Consider the following 23,482-nt stretch of genomic DNA (forward strand, 5'->3'; position numbering starts at 1 on the left):
CTGGACCAACAACCACCTCCAAGGCAGAACCCGAACCAGCCACCTCACCCGACTACAAGCCGCCCTCGCCGCCTAACAAATAAGCCAGCAGAGTCCGTCCGACAGCCAAAACGACTCACGCAGCCTCCACGCCCGGTCGCGCACCGACGAGGTATCTCGCGGCGACAACGGTAGCGCCACCAGCACCAGCAGCCCCAGCAACGCGGACTGCCGGACAGGAAGGCTCACGCCTGGATGGCTGCGCGCGGAGAACGCGCTCGCCGGTACGACCGCGTGGCAAGACGCGAAACACACCCTTGCCGGGACGGTGAACGGCTATCTGAACCGTGACAGCGCGCAGTGCGGGGACACGATCACCGCATACCTGAGTTCGCCCAAGATGGTGTCAGGGGCCTCATTATCGGCCTACCGGATGGGGTATTACGGCGGCGCGGGCGGTCGGCTGATCTGGGAGGCCAAGGATCTCGCCCTCGGACCTCAGGCGAACGCCACGGTGACCGGGTCGAGCCTACTGACCGAGGCGCCGTGGAAGGCGACGCTGACATTCCACGTCACCGGGCACTGGGTCCCTGGGTACTATCTGCTGGTGGTGCGCGCGTCGGGGCAAACGCCGTCGTCGATCCCGCTGGTGATCCGAGCCGACGGCGACAACGCGCCGCTGGGCTATCAAGCCAGCGTGCTGACGTATCAGGCCTACAACACCTTCGGCGGGCACTCGACGTACGGCAACCTCCCCGCCGCAGCCAGCACGGAGGTGAGCTTCGACCGCCCGTATCAGGACGGCGGATATTACTCGGCCTACCAATACGAGCTTCCCATAGTGCGGGAGTTGGAGAAGGTCGGCATCGACACCGACTACTTCACCGATACCGACACCGATGCCAACCCGGGACTGCTAAAGCAGCACAAGGGCATCATCATCGGCGGCCACTCCGAGTATTGGACCAAGCGCATGTATGACGGCGCGCTCGCCGCCCGCCAGGCCGGGGTGAACATCGCGTTTTTCGGCGCCAACTCGGTCTACACCGCAGTCCGGCTGACTGACTCGCCACTGGGCCCGGACCGCCGCATGGTGGTACGCCGCACGGTGGCGGGCGACACTGCGGCCGCCAAGGACCCCTCGCAGGCCACGGTGAACTGGGCCGATCCACCGTTGAACAGACCCGAGGCCGCTCTGGTCGGCGAGGGGTACGGATATCTCGGTGCGACCGGCTCGCTCCGGGTGCTGCACGCCCAGTCGTGGATATTCGCCGGCACCGGCGTGACCGCCAGCCAGGTGCTGCGCAACACCATCGGTGGCGAGTACGACCAGGTGGACGTGAACAAGCCGACGACGCCGCGGGACGTGGATGTGCTAGCCGCGATGCCCTTGCGTACGAGAAGCGGCGAGGCGGAAATGGCCACGACGACGTACTACGTGGCGACATCGCAGGCCGGCGTCTTCAACGCGGGCGTGACGTACTGGCCGTGCGTCATGAACGGCGACTGCCTGCACCTCGCGCCGACCCCGCCATCAGCCCGGCAGGTGATAACGCGGATGACGGACAACATCCTGAGCGCCTTCGCTGCCGGACCCGCGAGGCGGCAGTATCCCTCGACGCCGTCCTGGCCGCCGACGCCGGAAGAGTTGGTCTCCTCAGCGAAGCAGCCCGGGGATGTGTCACAGCGCATCTATTGAGGACTTTCGTCTCGAATTTGCTGGTGGGGGCTGGTTTGAGGTTGGCGAGGCCGTGCTCGGTGGCGGCGCGTTTGCGGCTGACGAGCTTGTTCGCCTCCTTCTGGGTTTTCGTCAGTGGTGTTTGCGGGCGGGTTTCTTCCCGATGATGATCACCGGGTCGGCGGGGTCGTCGTCCAGACCGACGAAGCCCAGGTCGCAGATCGCGCCGAGGCCTGCCTCGCGCAGCTTCGCGGTGATGTCGTTGCCCCTGGCGACGGTGATGTCCGAGGAGCCCCCCGGCCTTGGCCGCAGAAATCCATGCCAGGCGGCCCCTGCCGTCGGTGATCGCCAAGAACAGCAGATCGCCAGCGCAATGACCGCCTGCCGGCCCGTGCCCACCTGGAGCCAGCGCGTTCCCAGCGCCTTGCTGAGGGCCCGGATCACACCGGCGACGAATGTGACGACACGCGCCGACAGCGGGAGTCGGACCTGATAGACAACGGAGCCAGCGTCCTCGGCGGACTCAGGGTTCTTGTTCACACACGGCCCAACCCACCCAGGGCTTCGGGTTGCGCACCAAATGACGGACGATCAACCCCGACGATAACAACCGTTCAACAGCCCACCCACGGCAAACCACCGCCAAACCAGCCCCACCCACCAACGGATTCAGAACGAAAAGCTCTCAGAGTAAGGTTCGCGCCTTGATGTCTGATTCGCTGTTGGGCACGGCTGAGGTGAGCTGGTGAGCGGCTCAGTCACCATCGCGTGGGCGCGGCACGGCGAACAAACCGGGCTCGCGTTCTTCGACAAGTCCGACTGCCACCAGGTGCTTGAGCTTGGAGCGCATGCCCTCGATCCAAGGATCGGATGACGCGGGAGTGCAGATGGCCGCGCCGCGAGCGGTAACGATCGTGCTGGACGAGGCGACGCCGCAGGGTGGCCAAGCTGGCCGCATCGCGGACCGCATCGGTACAGGCGCTGCAACGCGCTCGGATCGTGTTAGCCGCAGCTGATGGCGCCACGAACACGACGATTGCCGCGGCCGCGGCTACCGATGCCTGCCAAGCCTCGTCGAACACGAGGGCGCCGTCATCAACGTCTCGTCAGCCGACGCCCGGGTGGTCAGTGCCGACCCCGCCCACTACAACGTCGCGAAGGCCGCGCTCAGCGCGCTCACCAAGGTCATCGCCGAGCAGTTTGACGGCCGAAACGTGCGCGCCGTCACCGTTTCGCCGGGTCCGATCCGAACCGGCGTACGGATCGACCCCGACGGATTCATCTGGAAGCGGCGCTCGGTCTCGCAAGTGTCGACCTTGTCGCCGCAATTGCGGACTTCGAGGAACGCCCGGCCGTTCCGCGGCCCAGAACTGCCGTCGACTCTGCCGCCGGGATGTTTGTGGCGTATGGCGATCAGTGGTAGCACTGTGCGCAGCACATACAAGATCGACACGCTGAACGCCGGCGGGATCCCGGGATAGTTCGCGTTCGCCTCCCGTCGAGTAAGGCACCAAGCACCGTCGTAGGCCGTCGCTCCGCAGGTGCTCACAGCGATCGGCGCTTCGATCGCAGATTTTGCCTCCGCCAGCCACGCCATCACAATCTTCTGGCCTGGGTCTCACCGCGACGCCAGCCGCGTCCTGCCCGCTACCACCAGCTCGGAGGTCGCGGTTGGATGCGCGCAGAACCCGCAGGCCGCGGGCAAACTTGGCCGGCGGCACCCTTCCAGGTGATCGGGAGTTCCAGCCTGCCATCGTCGGCAGCGAGTGCCATAAGGCGGTGACCACGCGGCGGCCGATGCCGCCGCGGGCCAGCTTCTAATGTTCGCCCGGTCCCGCTGCTCGAGCGTGCCCAGGGCCACTCAGGATATTCCCGGCCAGGGCTAAATGGAGGTCGCCAAGATGATCCGGTTCCATCGGCTCGGTTAAAGCTTTGTCAGTGCGCTGCTGCTACCTAGCACTAGCGCGATATGGCATGGCGTTGGCATCAGTTTGGCAGCGGGATAGCTCATGATTTCACCGTCGGCGTCAGGCTCGTTGGCCTTGGCCGGGGGATCTGGGCAGGCTCGCAGTCGCGCTGCTACAGCTCAGAGTCCTGAGGTGTCGGCTAAGGCTCATAAGTGAGCCGACAGCGCTGCCGCTGCTGATGACACTGATTAGGGAGAGTCACATCCGGCGCCGGCTGCGCTGGCGCGATCGTGGCGCGCAGGCGGCTGTGCGGCACCGTGCTTCGGAGTGGTTACCGATTCGTGCGGCGACATCAGTCCGCGCGGTGCAGACGACCGTCGGGGTGCGGGTTCGGGAGCGAGGATGACACTTTGGCGATCCAGATACCTGACCGCCGTAGGCAGGACACCCTGGCTCGGATCTCGTTTGCGACGGTTCGAAATAGTGCGGTGCCAAAAGCTGGGCATCGCTGCGATTGTCTGGTCGGCTCTGGTGATGGGAATCCAGGGCGCGCGACTGGGCCGGTGGATCGTCGACGATGCGGGCATCAGCTTCGCCTACGCGCGGAGCTTCGCGGAGGGGCGGGGCCCGGTGGTCCAGGCGGGAGCCTCGCCGGTGGAGGGCTACTCGGATCCGACGTGGGTCGGGTTGCTGGCGATCGGGAGGCTGCTCGGCCTTTTCGACCACGGTGCGTGGTTCGGCTTCCCGGACTACGTCCTGTTCCCGAAGGCCTTGGCGTTCGTCTGCGTCGTCGGCATCCTGATCTGTTTCTATGCGGCGTGCCTGGCGGTCCTGACCAGCCGACGGGTCGCCGCGGCGGTAACCGCGTGCGCCGGCACGACACTCGCCTTCGTTCCGGCGTTCGTCATATGGTCCTTCTCCGGCTTGGAGAACTCCTTCTACGCGTTGCTGGTCACGAGCCTTGCCGTGCTCCTGGTGCGTACGGCGATGTGCGGTCCCGGCTCGGACCGGCTGTTGGCGCGCCGGACCGCGGCTATCGCCGGGCTCCTGGTCGCGCTGGCGGTGCTCACCCGACCGGACGGCCTCATCTACCTGGCCGTCTATCCCGGGGTCGTCCTGCTGCTGGTTGATCGGCACCGGATCCGGGAGGTGGTGCGGCCGTGCGCGTTCTTCGCCCTGGCCGCACTTGGGCCGACCGGCGTGTACGAGGTCTGGCGTCGCCTCGAGTTCGGTCGCTGGGTGGCGAACACGGCGGTGGCGAAAGCTCAGGCGAGTCCGGTACCCAGCGATCTGAACCGGGTGTCGGAGGTCCTGCAGTATCCGGGCCTGGTGATCTCACTGCTGGCCATCGGCGTGCTGGCCACGGCGGCGGCAGTGGTGCCGGAGATGTCCCGGCCGCTGGTCGCGTTACTCGTGCCGCTCGCCCTTGCGCTGGTCGGGTACTGCGTGCTGAACGCCGACTGGATGGGGCAGTTGCGGTTCTCGACGCCGGTCTGGCCGTTGGCTGTGCTGGCCACGGCGTTGTGCACCGCGCGGCTGGTCGTCCTGCCGGGTCTGCGGCGCCGGATCGGACTGGTCGGTTCTTTGGCCGGGGCGCTGTACCTGGCCTACGGCGTCACCTCACCGATGCTGCCGAACAGCGCGGCGAATCCGACGGCTCCGTTGTGCATCGTCGCCAACGAGGACGGCCAGTTGTTCAACGAGTTCGCCGACATCGCCGGTGTCCAGCAGGGCAGCCTCCTGCTACCCGACCTCGGCGGGACGGCTCTGACCAGCCGGCTGCACCTGCGGGACACCGCCGGGCTGTCGACGCGAAGGTCGCGAATTATCTGCACAAGCAGGACATGGCCGGGCTGCGGGACTACGTATTCGACGTCATGCAGCCGACGTTCATCCAGACGCACGGCGAGTGGTCGCCGACGCTCATGGCCGGGTCCAGCTTCGATCCGCGCCTGCAGCGTGACTACGTCCAGATCTGGCCGAAGACCCCGGCTGACCCCGGGGGCAGCAGCGACTGGATGCGCAGGTCGGCGCTCACGGACGCGGCGGTCATCACGAAGCTGCGGGACTACGCTGGTTCGGCCCTGCCGGCTCAGGCCCGCTTCGAGGCCCGCACGCCGATCGGCGACTGCGGCGACCGGCTGACGGTGGGCGAAAGGCTCGCCGGGCACTAGTAGTACTCCGTTAGGTCTGGTCTGTTCTTGATCGCCGGTGCTGGTATTGGGTTGCCGGTGGCAGGGGTGCAGGTGCCGGTCCAGCAGTCCAGCAGGTTCTGGATGGTGTCCAGTGACTTGGTAGAACGTCAGGCTGGCATGGATGCTTTCGGGTGCAGCGATGACTGAGTCCAAGGGATGGGCTGCGCGATGATGGCGCAAGGGTCTCCGATGACAGGTTGTGAACTCTGACATAAACACCCTCGTGGCTGCGCTGTACGCGACGGTCGACGATCTGCTGAAGGCGTTCCGCAAATTGCGCCGCCACGGCCAGCGGTCGGCATAACTCTGCAGCTCAGCGATGCGGAACTAGTGACATTGGCGGTGATGCAGGCGCAGCGCGCCTGCACCTCCGAGTGGCGCTGGCTACGCCACGCGCATAAGCACCTGCTCCACCTGTCCCTCTACCTGCCAGGGCAGTCCGGCTGCACGACACGAATCACTCCCTGCCACGTCCGGGTCCAGGATCTACTGGGCCATAACCGCCGTGATGACCCGCTGGCTGACCGGTGCCACCATCCCAACCTGGCGGCAGGCGTAAGAGAACGGCATGTCCCATACCACCTTCGACAAGATCGCCGACCGGGAGCGGGCCGTCGCCGCCATCGCCGAGCAGGTCCGCGCCCAGATCGAGCAGCTGATCGGCCGCCTGGCCGAACTCGACGCCGAGGCCGCCGACCTCGCGCAAGGTCGTCCTGTCCCTCGGTGAGGACGAACCGACGCCGCTGAAACCGCCGGGCTTGTCCGACAACCCCTTTCTCGGGGCCATCAGCTGCACGATCAAGACGTCCCTTGATCCTCGTCAGCCTCCCCCTCGCCGACGCCAAACGCCGGTACATCACTGCCAGGCCGGTCGGCCCGAGCCGAAGTCTCGGGCGCTCGACTGATACGGAGTCGCGTGCTATCCCATCGCTCGAAGGCGGATCTGGGCCGACGTCGGGTCGGGTGCCTCGTTGCCGCGCCTGCCATTCGGCTGTCGGTATGGCCGCTGGTACCGTCACGATCCGATCGAGCCCGGATATGATCGCGCGGCCGGGAGCTCGAATTTAGATCGCTCTTTCTTGACCGTTCGTTCTTGATACAGATACAGCTCCGTCTAGGTGTGCTAAGGACTAAAGAGTTCGATCCTGACGCTGCCCTGCGGGCCCGCTGGATCTTTTCTGGGAGCGGAGATATGAGGCGACGTCGATGGCTGACCTCGTCGAACGCATGGGTTTCGCACTGGCCAGCATCTGCGCCAGTTCGGCGACAAGCGCGCTGTCCTTGTAGGCGCTCGACAATTACCGCGAGCCGGTCGACTCCGACCTACTCGCTGGCTTGTCCCTTCCAGGTCCGGTATGCCCGCAGCGCGGGCTCTGGTCGAGTGGTATGCCTGCGAAGCGGCCAGCGACGGAGGACGCCGCGGCTGTCTCGTGGTCAACACGGCAGTGGATCTGGCTCACACGACCAACTCACCGCCCGCCGCGTTCAAGCGAATTGGGACCTACTCGAGGCCGCGTTGGCCGCGGCATTGATGCGCGCACAGGCCCAAGGCGAGCTAGCAGTGGTTTGTTAAGGCGGGAGGTAGCGGTTCAGGCCTCGTCCTGCGCCGACTGCGTTGATCAGGGCTTGGAGGTCTTGTGGTGGAGGTTCGGGTGACCAGGTTCGACGCCAGCTGTAGCGCGATCCACGGGGCCAGCCAGGCCCGGACGGCGCGGATCGCCTTCGGCCAGGACGGCTATGAGGGCTGGCGGCCGGTCCGAGCTTGCTGGAAGCGTCATGAACACCGCCATGGATCTGGGCCCCACCGTTGGGCTAGCACTGCTCGTAACTGTTGCAGCAACGCAGAGCACGCAGGTCGCTGCAGCGGTGCAGCCGCGCGAACGGCGACCATTGGCGGGTACGCGTGGGCTTTGGGCGCCGCGGGGACACGTTCGCGCTCTTGACAGTACTGACAATCGCACTGCCGCGAGAACCTCCCAGGGGACTCAATGGCGGCCGTATCAGACCGTGGTCGGCCCGCCCGACACCTGCCGACAAGCCTGCGCCCTGCAAGCACTAATGCCCATCACCCCAACGAGACACCAAGGAGGCAGTTCCATGGCTGCTCGATTCGTTGAAAAAAGACGTTCTCATCACCGGAGGTGGCGGCAGCATCGGCCGGGCGACCGCTTTGGCCTTTGCCCAAGAGGGGGCGACCGTCGTCGTAGCCGGGCGCTCCGCTGAACCTCTCGCGCAAACGGTGAAGCTCGTCGAGACCGAGGGGGTCGCGCGACGGCAATCACCGCAGACATCACCCGGCCTGAAGACGTCGCTAGGCTCGTGGCGGAGTCTGCGGCTTTCTACGGCAGACTCGACGTCGCAGTGAACAACGCAGGCATGGTCACCGCGTTCGGTCTCGTGGGCGACACCGACGAGGACGAGTGGTCCACGCTCATCGCGGTCAACGTCACAGGAACTCCGCTGCCGATGAAGGCTGAAATAGCCCACATGCGCGACAACGGTGGTGGCGCGATCGTCAACATCGCCTCATGCCTGGGCGCTCAAATGCGCCTAGCCAGCCTGGGGGGGCGTACGTCACGACAAAGGCCGCAGTCAGGGCACTGACACGCAGCGCGGCCCTCGACCACGTTCGCGACGGGATCCGGATCAACGCCGTCAGCCCTGGTCCGGTCGACACCCCGACATCCTCCCGCCCTGGCGAGACCCATGCCGATCGCGACGCTCGGGTGCGGGAGCAGCACCGGCCGGCCGCGTCGCCAGCCTGGTGGACATCGCCGCGGCCGTGCTGTGCGCGTGAGATCGCCCCCCATGTCGGCTCGTCTTCGGGGCCGCTTGATCAACCACAGTCGAGGATAGTGCAGCGCCGTGACCCGAAGTCGTGGTCAGGTGCCTCTGTAGCCGGGATGCACTCCCGGTGTGAGTCCTTGCTCATAAGCGATACGAAGTAGCAAATCGAGTAGCTGGTCGTGCTCGTCAGCGGACAGACCGCGGCTGATCTGCTGCTCGTGGGCCGCGCCAACCTTGGCCAGCTCGCCGAGTAGGGCCCGGCCCGCGTCGGTCAGATACAACGCGTGCTGCCGCCGGTCGTCGGGATTCTTGCGGCGCTCGATCAGGCCTCGCTCGTCGAGCTGGTCGGCGAACGGGACGAACCGGCTCGGCGGCATGCCCAGGTCGGCGGCGATCTCCCGCTGATTCCGCCCCGGCGACATCGCCAGCATGCGCAGCAACCCCGCCTGGGCCGCAGTCAACTCCAGTTCGGCGATACGCCGGGCAAACAGGGCGCTGGCGTGGGCACCGATCTGGGCCAGAGCGAACGCCACCCCTGGCACGGGTGGTCCACCGCGGCGGCCGTCATCCGTAGTCATGGTGGAACCATACCCACTTGACAATCGTTACGCTAGTGGAACTATTATTGAAGCGTAACGGAATCGATCCAGGAGGAACCATGAGCACCACAACCACAACCACAACCACAGCGACCGCCGACCGCCCCAGGGCACGGAGTGCACGAGGCCCGCAGTCCGGACCGCCGCTTCTGGCCCCGGTCTTGGCCTACGCCGCACTGACTGTGATCGGCGTCATCGTCAACCGGTCCACCCCACACCCCGACGCCTCCGGCGCCGCCGTCCTTGCCTACACAGCCGCTCACTCCAGCATGGTGAAAGCCGGCGCCTGGCTGCTGTTCGCGACCGCGACACCCCTGGCACTCACCGCGGCCGTCGTCTACCGCAGACTGCGCGCGCTGGGCATCACGGCTCCGGGCTCCGCGATCGCCTGGAGCGGCGGCGCCCTCGCGGCCAGCGCCCTGGCCCTGTCAGGCATCTTCGCCTGGACCGGCGGCCGACTGCCGGCCGACGCCTCCCCGGCGCTGGCCCGCGCGCTCGCCGACGTGTCGTTCCTGACCGGCGGCCCCGCATTCGCGACGATGTTCGCCCTCCTCATCGCCGGCATCGCCGTGCCCAGCTGGCTGGCCGGGCTCCTGCCTCGCCCCCTGGCGTTCGCGGGCCTGGCCCTCGCCATCGCCGGGGTCCTGTCCACGCTGACGCTTCTGAGCCTCGGCTTCGGCTTCCTGCTCCCGATCATCCGCTTCGGCGGCACGGCCTGGCTGATCGCGGCCGCCGCCATGCTGCCCCGCACCCGCCACGCCCGCGCCGTCTGATCCAGTCCCCGGCCCCTGTCAACCCCCTGCCGAAAGAGGAACACCCATGGACGGCGTCACCTCCTACCCGGACCTGGCCGACAAAGTCGTCGTCGTCACCGGAGGCTCCCGTGGCATCGGTGCCCGCACCGCCCAGTCGTTCGCCGACCAAGGCGCCCGCCTGGCTGTCGTCGGCCGCGACCGGCAGGCCCTCGACTCCGTGGCCTCGGCCATCGCCGACCGCGGCGGCACCGCGATCCCGATCGCCGCCGACGTCACCGACGCCGCGTCGATCGCCGCACTGGCCGACCAGGTCGCCGAGCACCTCGGCCCGGTCGACGTGCTCGCCGCGTTCGCCGGCGGCCAGGGCTACCCGGCCCGCTCGGTACAGCTCACTGAGCAACGCTGGCGCGAGGTCATCGACTCGGACCTGACCTCGGTGTTCCTCACCATCCAGGCGTTCCTGCCCGGCATGGTCGAACGCCGCCGCGGGACGATCCTGACGATGTCGTCAGCCGCCGGACGCCAACCCAGCCAGGCCAACCTCGCCTACGGCGTCGCCAACGCCGGCTTGGTCATGCTCACCCGGCACCTCGCCGTCGAACCCGGACCGCACCGGATCCGGGTCAACTGCCTGGCCCCGTCCACGATCCGGACCGAGAAGGTCGAGCAGAACATGCCAACCGAGGTGCAGGAGCAGGTTGCGGCGATGCACCCGCTCGGGCGCCTGGGCACCACCACCGACGTCGCGTCCGCAGCCCTGTTCCTCGCTTCCGACGCCGCATCATGGCTGACCGGACTCACCATCGACGTCGCCGGCGGACGGATCACCAACTGAATGCAGCTCGGTCCCGTCAAGGGAGCGAAGGATCGGCGTCCGAGACCTGATATCCCGGGTGCCGATCCTTTGACGTCGGTGTCGGCAAGTGTCCGTGATGCTGCGTGTCGTAAGCGGCGGGCGGTCAGACCGCTACCGCCGGTGGCAGACTCCAGGATTGTCCGGCGAAAGCCGATATGAGGATGCCGGCGAGCACAGCGGCGGCCTGGCCATCGGGATCAAGGTCGGGATCGTAGATGGTCACCTGCAGACCGGCACATTGCGGAGCAGCGAGGAGCGGCCGCAGCAGCGCGACAAGCTCTTCGGCGGAAAGTCCGCCGGGCTCTGGCGAGTCGACGGCCGGCATGACCGAGGGATCGAGAACGTCGGCATCCAGATGCACCCAGAACCCGTCGAGTTCGCGGCCGCTCAGGTGGTCCAGCACCCGGGCGCCGGTGGCGCCGGGATCCCGGGCGATCTCCGGCGCCGTCGCAACCTGGATGCCGAGCCCCGTCACCTCCGCGAGTGACTCGTCCTCCGGCCGCGGGCCCAAAGCCCAGACATCGGCGTGCCGGAAATAGGGCCGCAGCCCGTCCATGTCGGTCAGGTCATCCTGCCCGCGTCCGGTGACCAGCGCCAGGTCTTCACCGGCGGCCGCGCCCACGGCTTCGGAGTTGTCCGGGTGCCGGAAGTCGAGTCCGTCGATGGCGGCCAGGCCGTACCGGCCGCGTCGGCGAAGCGCCAAAGCCGCGCCCAACAGGATCGAACAGTCGCCGCCGAGCACGACGATACTGTCACCGCTCTTCAGGTGCGGGTCCAGGCGTCGAGCGAGTTGGCGGCTGTAGTCTGCGATATGAGCGGCGTGAAAGACTCCGTCACCGGATTCCCAGTCGCCGCGGTCGTAGCGCGGAGGCACGACTGTTCCCGCGTCAGCTGCGTCAGCCCGGCCAGCAAGCCGTGATCACGCAAGGCCCACGGCAGCTTGTAGCACCCGGGGACGGATTGGGCCGTGGGTGGCCGCAGACCAAGGTTGGAGGGCGCGTCCAGAATGGCACGCGGGCGTGGCATGGCCTTCACTACGTCGCCTGCCTAAGATCCACCGCGCGCTTGATGTTCAGCTCGAGGCTGAACGCTGAGGCGGCTAGGGATTCGGTGTTCATAGCTGCTCCATCCCCGGTAGCGGTGAGTTCTCAGGGCGCCTTGCCGGTGTCGATCCACTGCTGGAAGGCATCGACGTTGGGCTCTGGCCAGGCACCATCGCAAGGCATGGTGCCGGACCTCAGCCGGGTGACGATGGCATCAGCATGCCGGTTGACGTCGTCGTAGGACCACAGATCAAACGCGAATCTCATCGATCGGCGATCACTGGCTCGAAACAGTGGCTTGATGTTCTGTTCGAAGCTGACCGCCGCGCCCACTTCCGGCAGCACAACGACGGGTGTCTCCTCGGCTACAGAGCTCAGGGCGGAAACGCGGGCACTTGGGGTGGCGTCGCAGACCCACCACCAACGCGGCACGGGCATGTGCTCCGGCGGGTGGGCACCGATTGTGGAGTTCTCGACTGCCAAGCGTGATCCCCATTCGAGGTAAGCGGTGAACGCGGCGCGGAACTCGGGGTCGGCAGGCAGGCCGGTTTCGTCAGCGGCCCGAACAATGAGCTGTACCCAACGGGCGCGTTGCGCCTCGGTCAGCCCCTTGCCTATGTGCTGAGAAACCATTCGGTCGTACCCGCCATACTTCGCGGTGTACGCCTTCGGCCCCTGGAAGGTCTCACCCAGCCAAGCCGCGACCCGTTCGGGATGGTCGGGGGACATGTTGGCGAACAGCGGGCCGAGCAGCGGATCCTCGGGCACGTACTTCTGATAGAACAGGCGCGTCATCCGCGTCAGAGCAGGTAGGCCGCCGGCCCACTCGAACAGCGTGGGTTCGCGGTTCGGGTCGGCATCGGGATCGTGAAAGCCGACGTAGTAGTGCATGCCTGAGCAGAACGGTTTGTTCTGGGAATGCCCGCATCGACAAAGACTGAAGTGCTCCAGCGAGGCACCCTCGTTGCGGACCACCTGAAGACCAACATGGTCATACAGCTCGATGGCGCCGGTGACCCGATAGGGGCCGTCTTTGGAGACTTCGATCGCGGCTGGTCGCGCTGTATCGGCCTGGCCGACCCGGCTGACGCCGTCCGAGGTGTAGCTCAACGCGCCGGAAGGGCAGGACCGCACGGCGCGAACGATGTCGTCCACGCGCCCGCCGCTGGGGGTGATGAAGGGTTCTTCGTTGACGTGGAAGACCGAGGCGAGCCGGTCTGTGCAGAACCCTGAGTGGGCACAAACACCGCGGTTGTCTTGGATGGTCACCTCCACGCCCTCATAGGTGTCCAGCCGATCTGCGGTGCGGTTGGGGTCCTTTGCGTCGGTGAATCCGTTGACGGCGTGCGTGCCATCGCAGTACGGCTTGTTTTCCGAGCCACCGCAACGGCACAGCGCCATCTGTGGTCTGACCGGCAGTGGCAGGCCGAGCCAGTCGGACAACCGCTCGAGGTTCGTGACCAGATACGGGCCGTTTTCGGCCACGTCCACACATGTGTCGAGTCCGGCCTGCAGTCGGGCGAGCGCGTCGAGGCGAGCCACGCCGGTGACGTCATCGGCCAGGCTGACCGCCAAATCCTGCAGGGCGGCAGCAGCCTCCTGGGCCTCTGGCAGATCGGACCGGTGCATGCGGAGTACGGTGGCCGCCAAGGCGAGATCCCAGAGACGGTCGTCCAGCGCAGCGGCTGGCTCCTTCTCCTGCTGACCGTCCTCGTGCGCCTCGAAACCAGTACCCACCAGTTCGAGTCCGTGTGGGCTGACGGATGACCTATCGAGAACCAGCGCGAGCGGCCGTATAACGCAGTCACGCAGCCGACGCCCCACAGCATCGGCGTCGCCGCCCGGAGCACTGCACGCAGCCGCCGCCAGGGCGGTGGCGGCCTGCACCAGCTGATTGATCGGGTTGTCGGAGACTTGCATTGGTGTCCTTCCTAGCTCAACCCATTTGGTGCTGAGTTACGTATGGTGGCGTCGTAGAGGCTGGCGGCGACATGGAAGTCGGTTCTTCTCGCGCCGCTACGGCTGGTCAGCGACCTCGTGGGCAACGTGATGACGACGTATGCCACCGACGGACCAGCGCGTAGGCTCACCCCACGTTGACCTGTAACGGGCCGCCCATATCGACGCCGCGACGCCGATAACGCGACGCGGACTGTCCGCTGCATCACAGCTCGGCATGGGACCGAACGCGGGCCATCGTGTGCCGCTCGCGCAGGCGGACACTGCGGTGAACAAAGTCAGCGGGCGCCGGATGCCGCATACCATCTGCGAACAGCACCGCACGCCCGCGCAGAGCCTTAGCCTGGTAAAGGGCGATGTCCGCACGATGCAACAGATCCGTCCAGCTCATACCAGACTCCAGGACGGCAATCCCTGCGGACGCACCGGGCGTGACCATGATCGCTATACCCTCGCCTACCTGAAGCGGCACGGGCTCATGTAGTCCGTCCAGGATCGCGGTCACCTCGTTCAAGATCACATGACGGTCGGCGTGCGGAATCAGGAGAAGGAATTCGTCGCCGGCCAGGCGGCATGCGAGGGCATCAAGTGGCGTGCACATGGCGGTCAGCCGGTCGGCGACCGCCGAAAGTTGCGCATCGCCGACCTGGTGTCCCCACGTATCGTTCACATCTTTGAAATCGTCGAGGTCCAACAGGACGGTGGCGCACCGCGTCGCGGCCCCGACAGCAACCTTGAGAGAACGTTCCGCGACGCTGCGGTTGGGCAGCCCGGTAAGGGGATCGTGCTCGGCCAACCGGCGCAGTCGAGCCGCCTCGGTGCGCATCCGCTTTATCTGCGACAACTTCCACGCATATCCCAGGGCGAACCCCGCAAGCGCCATAGCCGTAGCGGCCGCGAATATTTGGGCGGACATGCCTATCTCCTGATCACACCCCACCGGTTATGCCAGCCTGCTCGATAGCACTCGCGTCAAGTTCTCTACACAGGCGTTCCGGTGGAGCCTTAGGGGACGATCATCACTTCCGCGAGTGATGCATCGCTGAACAGAAAGGTTCAGCGTGGCCTCCCCCGGACGTGCTGATCATCGTGCTGGTAGCGAGCTTTACACACACATCTCCCAATCCAATGCCATTCCAATGCCACACCGGTGTCAACTACCTCTCACCCCAGGACTGCCCTGATGCTATGGCCAGCGCAGCAGCCCTTTCCGGAGTAGCGGCCGTTGACGTTCGGTGGTGGCTTCGTCACGTGGTGGGATCGGCGGTTCGGATGATGATCGATGGGCAGAGGCTGACGTCGTGCAAGGCTCTGAACGTGGCCTTGAACTTGGAGTCTCCGCGCTCGCCGAGCGGTGGACCGAACACTGGTCGGTGAAACTGAGTCCATGGAGTACATCGGCCGGGTTCCCGCCGTGCCATTGGACCGGTTCATCGACGATGTCTACTGCCTGACTGGCGTGCCGCGCCACCGCCCGACGAACGTCCCGCGCGGTCCCGATCGGTGCGCTGAGCGATGCCGCCAGGGTGAGTAACTTTCACCTGGCCACACAGTTCAAGGCTCATATCGGCGTCAGCCCGAAGCGGGTGACGCCGATCTACCGCTTTGCGCAGCTGATCCTGTCTGTGGACGCCGCAGCTCCGGTCGACTGGTCGCAGCTGTTGGTCACGTTGTGTGAGGGCCATTGCTGCCAGATACGGCGCCAGTGTTCGAGGTTGAGTAGAACGACGGCCGCATAGGGTGATCACACCGATCCGCCACGGGCAGACGTTGACATGTCGCGGGGCTTTGAACGCCGTTTCCGGACCGGGCGGAAACCGGAGGCCCAGAACTGTCAACCAGTCTGATCCGAGTGGTCTTGGATGTGCCCGCCTTCATGCTCGTGCTTGCCAGACCGCCATAGATCAGTGCCCCGAGTTGTGCGCCATACGCGTTCGGAGCTTCGTCGGGGGTGGTTACCCGGTTACGATAGCTCCCCGGCTGTCATATCCGATGATCTGTGTGAAGTCCTGCGCTGTCGCCACGGAGTCACCTGGGCCAATCCACACTACGTATGCGCCGGTCGAGGGCGAGCCGGGCAACGCGACCACGGTTGCGTCACACAGTTGTCCCCGGACTTTCAGGGAGACTTCGGCGACATCGCCGCTGACGAAGCCGATCGCCACCTGCGCTCCCATATCGTCGGTGACGCCAGTGACCAGATGCGGCGCGAGAACGGTGGGCCTGGTCGCGGACAATGTAGACGGCCGATTCGCGCAGGTGATCGAACTGCTCGTGGTGGTGGCGACCAGGTTGGCGATTCCCGAACAGATCGAAGGGCCGGCGCGCCATGCGACAGCGGACAGTGTGAATCCCGCTTGAGCGTTCACCCGCGAGCCGAGGACTGTAACGTGGCCTCCGCCCGCGAGGTAGTTCAGTGCGGTGGACGGCTGCTGACGGCCGGGCGACGGCGCTGCGCCGACTACCGCAGCACTCGAAGCGGACGTCGGAGCCAGATAGGCCGCCGACACCCCGAGCACGCCGATCGCCGCTACCACACCAGCGCCCGCGAGAGCCTTCCGGTTGTGCCGCATCCGTCGCCCGCTGCTCATGATCGCGTCGATGTCGACCGTCAACACACGCTCGTCCCGGAAGTGTAGGTTCACGGGAAGTGGCCGGCCGTCGAACTCGAACTCGCTGCTCATGATTTCTTCCTTTCAGGTGCGAGGTGCTGGTCTTCACGAAGTTTGGCGAATGCTCGGAAAACGGTCGTGCGGACCGTCGCGGCCGTGACGCCCAATTCGAGCGCGATCTCGTCGGTAGACAGGTCGTAGTAGTACTTCAGGGCGACAGCCGCACGTTCCCGCTGCGTCAGACATCCGAGCGCGCGCAGCACCGCGTCACGCTCGGCGTTCTCCTCCGGCAGGCTCTCGCAGGTGGCATAGTCGCCGGATTCCTCGGCAGGCGATTCCCTCCAGGCTCCACGCCGCCAGCGGTCTCGGTGGCCGTTGACGATACAGCGCCGCGCATACGCCTCGGGATGACCGGTCCGCAGCTTCGGCCACGACGCGAACACCTTCGCGTAGGCATGCTGGACGAGATCCTCGGCATGCCCCAAATCCCTGGTCAGTAGTTCTGCGAACTTGATCAGCCTGGTCTGTGAACCGATCACGAAGTCGCGAAACTCGCCGACAGCCACCTTGTCTGGCCCCCGTCGCAACTGCCTCCTCCGATCGATACGTCGGCCCGGCAAGCCGCTCTACCCCAACTAACGCAGTTGCAACGGCGGGCGTTCTATCCGACCGCGAGATTCACAACTCGCGGGACCGCGCAGGGTGGGACCGGGGAGCTTGGAGTCGTGGCGGTACGCGCCGTCCGAGACGGAACCCGACAGCACGCCGTTGGCCTCGACGCAGGTCGAGCGCTTCAGGTCCTGCTTGGTGCGGTCGACCGGGACGGAACGGCTTTGTCGCCTTTGCGCGGGGCTTCGGTGTGATAGCCGCCAACGGCCAGGTCGTCCAGTTCCAGCCCGATCATCTGGTCGCAGGCGGGGCCGGCGATCCGCTCGTAACCAGAGCCATGCTCCGGACCGCTACCACGTGCCCGACCACATTCGGTCGGCAATCCGGCGGCCGTGACAGCCCCACGGACGGCCCGGAGCAAACTCCGAGATCACCAGGATCCGTACCTGCCCGCCAACACCCTCAATCACCTCCAGCCCGAACTGGGCCACCCTCATCTACTGGCGCGATCGCCCTAAGGCTCGCACTCTCGTCAATCACCCTTACTTAAACAGGTGTAACTCGAACGGTGGGGCGCTCTCCTTCGCACCAGTGTCACGCCTCGCAGTTCTCCGTGCCCGATAGCCACGCGCTGCCAGCATTGACCTTACGGCGCCGGTACCGACGAGTACCATGTTTCTGACGCGGGTTCGCACAATCCATGACCGGCGTCCTGCCTGCGTTGCACCGGCCTACGGCGGCGATTGAACCGCTGTCGCATGTTGGCCGTTGTCCAGTCGTCGACACACTCTTGTCTGTTGGCAATTGACCCACAACATCAAATGCACGTTAAGTGACATTTTCGATCCGCTCTGAACATCACGGAGGTGGTGTCATGGAGACCGTTGACATCCAGTTCGGGGTATTGGGCTCGCTGCAGGTCCGCTTGGGGGACGCTCACCTGGTCGTACCTGGTCGACGGCCCTCGATCGTGCTGGCATCGCTGGCCATGTCAGCCGGACGCATGGTCACCTTGGAGACGCTGGCCGATCACGTGTGGGCCGACCAGTTACCGCTGTCGGCGACGGATAGCCTGCGCAGCCTGGTCTCGCGACTGCGCAGCGTGGTGGGTCCGGCAACGATCCAGACGATGGCGGCCGGCTATCTGCTGGACGTCGATCCCGACCAGGTTGATCTGTTGCGGTTCCGGCGGCTGCTCGACGAGGCAGGCGTAGCCGACGACCCGGGCAAGGCGCGGGACCTGCTCGGAGCGGCACTGAGTCTGTGGCGGGGCGACCCGCTGGCCGGACTGAACTCCGAGCGGCTGCAGCGCGACGTGGTGCCCGGCCTTGTCGAGGAGCATCTGGCCGCGCTGGAACGCCGGATCCGCCTGGACCTGGCCGCGGGTCTCCAATGCGCTCTTGTTGCTGAACTGCGAGAGCTGGTCAGCCGCCATCCGCTGCGCGAGAGCCTGTGGCGGCTCTTGATCACCGCACAAGACGAGGCCGGCCGTCGCGCGGACGCCCTGGAGACCTATCACCGGCTCCGCATAGAGCTGCGCGAGCGGCTCGGGGTCGAGCCGGCCGGCGATCTCCAAGCGCTGTACCACCGACTGCTCGTCGACCCGACGGTCGCGCCGGCCGCTACGTCCGTCACCCACGACGAGGCGCAAGCACCACGTGCGGAAGCCCAGATCAGCAGTAATGAGCTGCCTGGTGACATCTCGGACTTCACCGGCCGCGATCGCGAGCTCAACCAGCTGCTGGCAGCCGCACTCCCCGGTGACGGCAACCCGCAGACCGTCACGATCTCAGCGATCAACGGAATGGCCGGGGTCGGCAAGACCACGCTCGCAGTCCACCTGGCCCACCGACTCGCTGATCGCTTCCCCGATGGGCAGCTGTTCGTCGACCTGCACGGCCACACTCCAGGGAACGTCGCAATGGAGCCGGCCGCGGCGCTGGACTACTTGCTTCGTGCCCTGGGACTGCCCAGCGGACGCATCCCTGACTCGTTGGCGCAGCGCTCAGGCCTGTGGCGCTCGGAGCTGTCCCGCCGGCGAGTCCTGGTGCTGCTCGACAACGCCGCGACGGCCGCCCAAGTACGCCCGCTTATCCCCGGCGCGGCCGGCTGCCTAGCCATCGTCACCAGCCGACAGCACATCGCCGATCTGGACGGCGCGCACACCGTCTCCCTTGACGTATTGCCGGAACCGTACGCCCTGGCCCTGTTCACCGCCATCGTCGGGGCCGACCGGTCTGCCGCCGAGCCCGCCGCCGTCGCCGAGGTGCTACGGCAGTGCGGATACCTTCCGCTCGCGATCCGCATCGCCGGCGCCCGGCTAAATGCCCGCCCCGCTTGGAGCGTCGCGTACCTCGCCGCGCGCCTGGCCGACGAGCAGCACCGGCTCGCCGAACTGACAGCCGGGGAACGCAGCGTCGCATCCACGTTCACCTTGTCCTACCGGCACCTGCCGGCGGCGCATCAGCGCATGTTCCGCCTGCTCGGGCTGCACCCCGGAACCTCCATCGATGCCTATCTGGCTGCCGCCCTGGCCGGCATCGACCTACGCGAGGCAGAGTCCCTCCTGGAGGATCTTCTCGACGCCCACCTGCTGCACCAGTCTGCCCCGGACCGCTACCGATTCCACGACCTACTTCGTCAATATGCCCACGACGCCGCCATCCGGGATGAAGGCTCTGAAGACCGCGACCAGGCCGTCCAACGGATGCTCGATTACTACGTGTGCGTCACCGACCGCGTGCGCAGCCATCTCGTCATGACAGGCGGACCCACCCTTATCGAGCCGACATACCCTCCGGCCCATCTGCCTTCCCTGGACGATCGGAGTAGCGCGCTGGCCTGGTCCGAGCTGGAACGCACCAACCTCACTGCGATCATCAGTTACGCCGCCGACCACGGCTGGGACAAACACGTCTGTCAACTGTCCAACGCAGTCTGGTGGTTCTTCCGCATACGCGGCTACCTGCACGACTGGATGGACGCCCAGCACCGCGCCGTCGACGCCGCCCAACGCCTCGGCGACGCGCACGACGTGGCCGACATGGAACGGATCCTCGGCGTCGTGTACTGGGAATCCGGCCAGTACTCAGCCGCGATCGACCACTACCAGAAGGCCCTGGTCCTGTACCGGGAGACCGGGGACTCAAGGGCTCAGGCCATCACGCTGAGCAACCTCGGGTTGAGCTACTGGCGGAACGGCCAGTACGAACGCGCACACGAACACCACCAGGACGCCCTGATCTGCTGCCGCGATGCCGGCGGCACGCCACATGAGGAAGCCGCCATCCTGGTAAATCTCGCACTGGTCTGTTGGCGTGGCCTGGCTCGCTATGACGCAGCCATCGAACACGCTGACGGCGCCCTCAACCTCTACCGGCAGATCAACGACCAGCGAGGCCAGGGCGGCGCGATGTCCAACCTCGGCCTCGCCCACGGCTCACTCGGCAACAGCGACAAGGCCCTCGACTACCATCGCCGAGCCATCGAATTGGTACGTGCCAGCGGGGACCGCGTCGGCGAAAGCGATGTCCTCAACGACTACGCCGAGACCTTGCGCACCCTCGGATTCCCCGACCAGGCACGAGACTACTACCGGCGGGCGCTTGAGATCGCCCTGAAGCTGAACAGCCGCGTCCAACAAGCCCGCGCCCACAACGGTATCGCCTTCACACTCCGCGATACCGACGCTGCGCAACAACACTGGCAACAAGCCCTCGACATATTCACCGACCTCGGCTTGCCCGATGCCGACGATGTACGGCTCACACTCAGCACAAGGAGACTCCACTGTGGGCAAGCTGCATGTCGGACGTAGGCCGCCCGGCGTCGAGTCGATTGACTTCGAACGACTACACCACATCGAACAGCGTCCGCGTCACCGTCGTGTATGTACTGACCGCTCCATGAGGGCGGATTTCAGAAACTATGCCATGGTCAAGGGACCGACACTTCAGTCAGTCTATGCCGCTTCCCGCACGATCACAGACCAGTCGCCGGAGCATTCCACAGAGCGCGGCAACTTAGGGCGACCGCCAGTAGATGTGGGTGGCCGAGTTCGCGCTGGAAGTGGTTGAGGGTATTGACAGGCAGGCACGGATCCCGGTGATCTCGGAGTTCTCTACGCCGGTAACCGCCGCAGGATCCGTACCTGTCGTCCCGTCATCTCTGCTGAAGCCCTGTGGATCCAGTTCGCGGCGCTGCTGCCCGAACAGCCTGGGTTCGCCCCGGACCGCCCGTGCTGCCACCACCGCCGGATTGCCGACGGAATTGTGTTCGAGCACGTCATTGCCACCCTCGTTCATGGCGCTGGCCCGGTTCGAACCGGCCAGCTGGACATCGCGTCCACCTGCGCAACCTGGATCGGCAGCGAACCGGGGAGGCGGAACATCACTGGGTTGACAGGGCCTCAGCGGGATGGTTGTGGTCTCGCATGCCGGTCCGGCGAGCGCGATCCACACGTCGGTTGGGTCGGCGGCCGGCGTCACCGCTATGCCGGTAGTGCTCCGATCCGAAGAAGGCGTCGAAGCCGAAGGTCTCGGCCCCTTGCTGCGTTTCGGTGAGTAAGCGCCTATCCATGATCATAATCTGGTCGGCGGCGCGCGGCCTAAACCTTCGATGACCGCCTAGCGCGGAACGCCGCAGCCTTGGCCCGATTCTGGCATGCCAACGAACAGAATTCCCGGCCTGCGTTGCGCGACGAGTCGACATAAACGCGGTCGCAGCGCTCGGCGCGGCACACGCCGAGACGGCTCGTAAGGCCGCCGCCGATGACCAACGCGAGGGCCGTCGCGCAGGCAGCGCTCCAGCTGACAGCGAGCGAATCGTCGACGCCGTGGAAGTGGAGTCGCCACGGCTCGCCAGCGACGCGGTTCAACTGCGGCCGCGCTCCGTTAGTTATCAGCAGGGAGTTGACTGTGGCAGCCGCGCTGTCGATGTCCTGGGTGTCCACGCACTCAAACACACGGCGCATGTCCCTCGCCGCCTGCGCGAAGCGAGCGGCCTGATCCCCGTCGATTTCCAGTACAACGCTGCTCGGGGGTGGCAGGGCACCCCTGATCGCGTCAGCTACGGCTAACGCGTCCCCGCTCGGCACTACATAGCTTTTGCCGCGCATTTCGCCATCGGTCAGCGCATTGACGAGCGCGACTGTGGCATCGAGCAGGTTCGCGACGTGACTGTTGAACATCACTTGACCGGTTACTCCCTAGGGCGCTAGCGTTGCATCACTGATGTTAGCAGTTTCACCAGTGATGGCCGAAGCGGAGAATTCGAATGCGATTGACGGTTCGGGCCAAGGCCGAGGCCCTGCCCTGCGCTGTCTGGCTCCTGCTCATCGCAAGAGCGGTCAACCGGCTCGGACAGTTCTCGCTGCCGTTCCTCGCCGTCCTGATCACCACGGACTTCGCCGCGAGCACCGCGACAGCCGGTCTGGTCGTCGCGGCGTTCGGCCTCGCGACCATCCCCTCGCGGCTCGCCGGAGGCCGCCTGGCGGACCGGATTGGTCGCCGCCGGACGATCCTGCTCGGACTCACCGGCTGCGCCGTCACGCAGCTCGGCCTAGCCGCGTCGGCAAACCTGGCCACGGCGACCGCATTCGCGATCCTCCTCGGCCTCGCCTACGAACTCTACGAGCCTCCAAGCCAAGCCTTTATCGCCGACACCGTCGAGCCAGGTCCACGCCGAGTGCGCGCTTTCAACATGCTCAACGCGGCGTTCGCGATCGGCGGCATGGGGGCCGGCCTGCTCGCCGCCCTCTTGGGACGCTGGGACCTGCGCTGGCTGTTCGTCGTGGACGCGACCTCTTGTCTGGCCTGCGCGGTCGTGATCCCCTTCGCGCTCTCCTCCGACCTTCGCGATCCTCGGCAAGTCCGCGCCGCCAGGGGCGACGAGGCCTGCGCCGTCCGACCCTGGCATGATCGCGCACTGCTGATCATGCTCAGCTCGGGCACCGTCTTCGCGCTTGTCTACCTGCAAGTAGACATCGCTCTGCCGCTCGCACTCGAACGGACCGGTTTTCGCGCCACCGACGCGGGACTGCTGTTCACGGCCTCGGCGCTCACGACCGTCGCCGCTCAGCCGGTGATGCGACGCGGATGGCTCACTGGCTTGTCAGCCCCGGCGGCGCTCGCCCTGGGCCATCTGTTCATCGCGACGGGAATGATCGGCTACTCGCTCGCCAGCGGCTTCCCTGCCTATCTGGCAGCCACCGTCCTTTGGAGTCTCGGGGAACTCCTCGTTATGGGGCGCGCCTTCACGGTCGTCGCCGACCTCGCGCCGCCCGGCGGCGCCGGGCGCTACCTCGCGGTATACGGCCTCAGCTGGGGCGTAGCTGGAGTCGTGGCCCCGGTCATCGGAACTCAGTTCCTCGACCACGCCAGTCCCTCAGTGATGTGGGCCGCGATGGCGGTTGTTAGCCTGACGCAGGCGGGTGCGCAGCTCCTCGTCGTCCGAAGGCTGGTCGATGCTTTCGAATATCAGGAGCCTTAAAGCGGCCGCCTATA

Annotated in this window: 16 protein-coding genes and 3 pseudogenes; 11 read left to right on the top strand and 8 right to left on the bottom strand. The window is 66.1% G+C overall.

The genetic code is table 11. From position 1 onward, the window contains the following. Positions 1–307: 307 nt before the first annotated feature. A complete protein-coding gene (locus ABH935_RS49100; protein WP_370384914.1) occupies positions 308–1,678 on the top strand; it encodes a N,N-dimethylformamidase beta subunit family domain-containing protein in 1,371 nt (456 codons plus the stop codon). A 111-nt stretch (positions 1,679–1,789) separates the two neighbouring features. On the opposite strand, the gene ABH935_RS49105 is transcribed toward ABH935_RS49100, so the two are convergent. Next, positions 1,790–2,197: a hypothetical protein gene (locus ABH935_RS49105; RefSeq protein WP_370384915.1), complete on the bottom strand. Its 408-nt coding sequence runs from the start codon at positions 2,195–2,197 to the stop codon at positions 1,790–1,792. 554 nt (positions 2,198–2,751) lie between these two features. Here ABH935_RS49105 and ABH935_RS49110 point away from each other — a divergent pair. The 5 genes and pseudogenes from ABH935_RS49110 to ABH935_RS49130 all read left to right on the top strand — a co-directional run bounded on the left by ABH935_RS49110 (position 2,752) and on the right by ABH935_RS49130 (position 8,707). Beyond that, entirely contained in the window at positions 2,752–3,138 is a 387-nt protein-coding gene (locus ABH935_RS49110) for an SDR family oxidoreductase (protein WP_370384937.1), read from the top strand. 960 nt (positions 3,139–4,098) lie between these two features. After that, the gene (locus tag ABH935_RS49115; RefSeq protein ID WP_370384916.1) at positions 4,099–5,709 is read left to right on the top strand and encodes a hypothetical protein; all 1,611 of its coding nucleotides are present in this window, start codon (positions 4,099–4,101) and stop codon (positions 5,707–5,709) included. A gap of 618 nt (positions 5,710–6,327) precedes the next feature. Continuing rightward, positions 6,328–6,486: a hypothetical protein gene (locus ABH935_RS49120; protein WP_370384917.1), complete on the top strand. Its 159-nt coding sequence runs from the start codon at positions 6,328–6,330 to the stop codon at positions 6,484–6,486. Between the two features lie 1,443 nt (positions 6,487–7,929). After that, positions 7,930–8,363 (top strand): annotated as a pseudogene (locus ABH935_RS49125) (SDR family NAD(P)-dependent oxidoreductase). Further along, on the top strand, positions 8,288–8,707 hold the full coding sequence (locus tag ABH935_RS49130; protein WP_370384918.1) for an SDR family oxidoreductase: 420 nt from the start codon (positions 8,288–8,290) through the stop codon (positions 8,705–8,707). Before ABH935_RS49125 ends, ABH935_RS49130 begins: the two are co-directional and overlap by 76 nt. On the opposite strand, the gene ABH935_RS49135 is transcribed toward ABH935_RS49130, so the two are convergent. Continuing rightward, on the bottom strand, positions 8,642–9,124 hold the full coding sequence (locus ABH935_RS49135) for a MarR family winged helix-turn-helix transcriptional regulator (RefSeq protein ID WP_370384919.1): 483 nt from the start codon (positions 9,122–9,124) through the stop codon (positions 8,642–8,644). The genes ABH935_RS49130 and ABH935_RS49135 overlap by 66 nt on opposite strands. Positions 9,125–9,204: 80 nt before the next feature. Between ABH935_RS49135 and ABH935_RS49140 the strand changes: the two genes are divergently transcribed. Together ABH935_RS49140 and ABH935_RS49145 are read left to right on the top strand one after the other, a co-directional pair. Next, a complete protein-coding gene (locus tag ABH935_RS49140; protein ID WP_370384920.1) occupies positions 9,205–9,918 on the top strand; it encodes a DUF4386 domain-containing protein in 714 nt (237 codons plus the stop codon). A 46-nt stretch (positions 9,919–9,964) separates the two neighbouring features. Then, a complete protein-coding gene (locus ABH935_RS49145) occupies positions 9,965–10,735 on the top strand; it encodes an SDR family NAD(P)-dependent oxidoreductase (protein WP_370384921.1) in 771 nt (256 codons plus the stop codon). 124 nt (positions 10,736–10,859) lie between these two features. Here ABH935_RS49145 and ABH935_RS49150 read toward each other — a convergent pair. The 5 genes and pseudogenes from ABH935_RS49150 to ABH935_RS49170 form a co-directional block, all read right to left on the bottom strand. After that, a pseudogene (locus ABH935_RS49150) lies at positions 10,860–11,782 on the bottom strand (arginase family protein). A 122-nt stretch (positions 11,783–11,904) separates the two neighbouring features. After that, positions 11,905–13,719, bottom strand: a complete 1,815-nt coding sequence (locus ABH935_RS49155; RefSeq protein WP_370384922.1) for a CDGSH iron-sulfur domain-containing protein — start codon at positions 13,717–13,719, stop codon at positions 11,905–11,907. A 244-nt stretch (positions 13,720–13,963) separates the two neighbouring features. After that, on the bottom strand, positions 13,964–14,674 hold the full coding sequence (locus ABH935_RS49160; RefSeq protein ID WP_370384923.1) for a diguanylate cyclase domain-containing protein: 711 nt from the start codon (positions 14,672–14,674) through the stop codon (positions 13,964–13,966). A 1,039-nt stretch (positions 14,675–15,713) separates the two neighbouring features. Continuing rightward, positions 15,714–16,442 (bottom strand): hypothetical protein, encoded by a 729-nt coding sequence (locus ABH935_RS49165; RefSeq protein WP_370384924.1) that lies wholly within the window; start codon positions 16,440–16,442, stop codon positions 15,714–15,716. Beyond that, positions 16,439–16,936 (bottom strand): SigE family RNA polymerase sigma factor, encoded by a 498-nt coding sequence (locus ABH935_RS49170; protein ID WP_370384925.1) that lies wholly within the window; start codon positions 16,934–16,936, stop codon positions 16,439–16,441. Before ABH935_RS49170 ends, ABH935_RS49165 begins: the two co-directional genes overlap by 4 nt. 875 nt (positions 16,937–17,811) lie before the next feature. Between ABH935_RS49170 and ABH935_RS49175 the strand changes: the two genes are divergently transcribed. Beyond that, positions 17,812–20,796, top strand: coding sequence for a tetratricopeptide repeat protein (locus ABH935_RS49175; protein ID WP_370384926.1), 2,985 nt, complete (start codon positions 17,812–17,814; stop codon positions 20,794–20,796). A gap of 290 nt (positions 20,797–21,086) precedes the next feature. After that, positions 21,087–21,292: pseudogene (locus tag ABH935_RS49180) on the top strand (hypothetical protein); the annotation flags it as partial. A gap of 293 nt (positions 21,293–21,585) precedes the next feature. Here ABH935_RS49180 and ABH935_RS49185 read toward each other — a convergent pair. Continuing rightward, entirely contained in the window at positions 21,586–22,167 is a 582-nt protein-coding gene (locus ABH935_RS49185) for a CGNR zinc finger domain-containing protein (protein ID WP_370384938.1), read from the bottom strand. Positions 22,168–22,259: 92 nt separating this feature from the next. Here ABH935_RS49185 and ABH935_RS49190 point away from each other — a divergent pair, with 92 nt between their 5' ends. Next, entirely contained in the window at positions 22,260–23,468 is a 1,209-nt protein-coding gene (locus ABH935_RS49190) for an MFS transporter (protein WP_370384927.1), read from the top strand. Positions 23,469–23,482 lie beyond the last annotated feature (14 nt).

The organism is Catenulispora sp. GAS73 (assembly GCF_041262085.1).
Taxonomy (GTDB): Bacteria; Actinomycetota; Actinomycetes; order Streptomycetales; family Catenulisporaceae; genus Catenulispora.